The sequence below is a fragment of the Desulfovibrio sp. 1188_IL3213 genome, assembly GCF_036763145.1.
Taxonomy (GTDB): Bacteria; Desulfobacterota; Desulfovibrionia; order Desulfovibrionales; family Desulfovibrionaceae; genus Desulfovibrio.
In genome coordinates this window covers 1-2,053 of record NZ_JBAIYR010000398.1, presented here as the reverse complement: position 1 = coordinate 2,053, position 2,053 = coordinate 1, and the positions used below count along the sequence as shown (strand labels likewise).

General features: G+C 56.2%; 3 protein-coding genes. 2 read left to right on the top strand and 1 reads right to left on the bottom strand.

Annotated elements, in window-relative coordinates; all coding sequences use genetic code 11:
* Positions 1–570: flagellin (locus V6C16_RS11880; RefSeq protein WP_333534720.1), on the bottom strand; the 570-nt coding region annotated here is incomplete at its 3' end.
* 585 nt (positions 571–1,155) lie between these two features.
* On the opposite strand from V6C16_RS11880, the gene V6C16_RS11875 reads away from it, so the two are divergent.
* Positions 1,156–1,332: a hypothetical protein gene (locus V6C16_RS11875; protein ID WP_333534721.1), complete on the top strand. Its 177-nt coding sequence runs from the start codon at positions 1,156–1,158 to the stop codon at positions 1,330–1,332.
* A 151-nt stretch (positions 1,333–1,483) separates the two neighbouring features.
* Positions 1,484–2,053, top strand: a 570-nt coding sequence (locus tag V6C16_RS11870; protein ID WP_333534722.1) for a flagellin, incomplete at its 3' end; no start/stop codon positions are given.

Sequence of the window (2,053 nt, the reverse complement as noted above, 5' to 3'; positions counted from 1 at the left end):
AGTACTCGTGCCGATCTGGATGTAGTAATAGTCTTCAGCCGAATCGTTCATGCTGCCGAAGTGGACCTTCATCTTGCCGGTGGAGGACAGGCCGTCGCTCTTGCCATCTATGCCCGTACCCGTGCCGTCACCAGTGTGCGTGTCGCCCGACAGGTTGCCGTTCAACAGGTAGATGCCGTTAAAGTCCGTGGCATTGGCGATTCGGGTAATTTCCGAAGCCATGGCCTGGTACTCCGATTCGATCATCAGGCGCTGTGTGGAGTCATAGGTGCCGGTGGCTGCCTGTTCGGCCAGTTCCTTCATCCGTATGAGCTTTTCGTCAATAACGGCCAGAGCGCCGTCAGCGGTCTGGATAAGGGAAATGGCATCGTTGGCGTTGCGGACACCCTGCTGCAAAGCGGCGATGTCGGTACGCATCAGTTCGCGAATGGCGAGGCCGGCGGCGTCGTCGGCCGATGAGTTGATGCGCAGGCCCGTGGACAAACGCTGCACCGAATTGGACAGATTGCTGTAGTGCGATGTCAGCGTATTGGCCACCTGGGTGGCCATCTGGTTATGATTGATATACATACATTCCTCCATGAATGCTGTACGTCACAGGCGGCGCGAAATGCCAACGCGTCCATGCGTAAACCGCCTTTGCTTGTCCTATCGGCTGTTCCCATCAGGACATTAGAGCAATTTCACTTTGAAATTGCTCTGGCGGCTGCGTGAGCAGACGTTCGTTACGGAGGCGTAAGCGCAGTTTATCTGCGCGGTTAAACGCCGAAGTGAGCGTGCCTTAAACTTTGAGAATGTATATTCTCAAAGTTAATCTGCTCTAGAGCAATCCTGCGCCAAATTTTTTTGATCAGCAAAACCGCTTCATTCAGGCCACCGCCGCGCAGGCAGCCTGTTTGAAGCGGTTTTCATGTGGCGATGTTTCTTTGCAGCGCGGCATGAACAACAAAAAAAGATCCCCGCCACCGTGACGGGGATCTTTTCGGGTCGGAGCGCAGACCCGTTGAAGGAGGAAGCCTTCCCCCGGCGCGGGCAGGACAGTGGCATGGGGAAAAAGTCTCTCAAAAAAGCAGGGCCACGCCACTGATGCACACCGCACAAACCCTGAAAGCCATCCTGAATCTCAGGTAAATCTCATTCGGGCGCTGTCAACACGTGCCTGAGACACTCGTGCACACCACCGGCCAAAGCGCGGCGCAACCGCCTGAAGACAAGATTTTGACGGTTCTTGACGAAAAAAATGGCATGATTCCTGCTTTGTCCAAGATTACAGGTTTCCGGGCATTTTTTGCCCACGGTTACCACGAGGCTGTGGAAGCAAAAAACCCGTAGCTTTTGGGCTTCGCACCGGCGATGGGCCGTTACGAAGAAAATCAACAACCGTCATCCGTTCGTCAGTACGAACACTGTGCGGCGACAGCCCGCAAGGAAGCGGACGCGCGTAAGCATCGCCGGGCATGCAGAACATTCATGGAGGAATGTCATGTATATCAATCACAACCAGATGGCCACCCAGGTGGCTAACACGCTGACATCGCACTACGGCAACCTGTCGTCCTCGGTGCAGCGCTTGTCCACGGGCCTGCGCATCAACTCTGCGGCCGACGACGCCGCCGGCCTCGCCATCCGCGAACTGATGCGTACCGACATCGCCGCTTTGCAGCAGGGTGTCCGCAACGCCAACGACGCCATTTCCCTCATCCAGACCGCTGACGGCGCTCTGGCCGTTATTGACGAAAAGCTCATACGCATGAAGGAACTGGCCGAACAGGCAGCCACCGGCACCTATGACTCCACACAGCGCCTGATGATCGAATCGGAGTACCAGGCCATGGCTTCGGAAATTACCCGAATCGCCAATGCCACGGACTTCAACGGCATTCATCTGCTGGATGGCAGCCTGTCGAGCGACACGCACACTGGTGACGGCACGGGCCTGGACATGAACGGCAAGAGCGACGGCCTGTCCTCCACCGGCAAGATGAAGATCCACTTCGGCAGCATGAACGACTCGGCTGAAGACTATTACTACATCCAGATCGGCACGAGCACC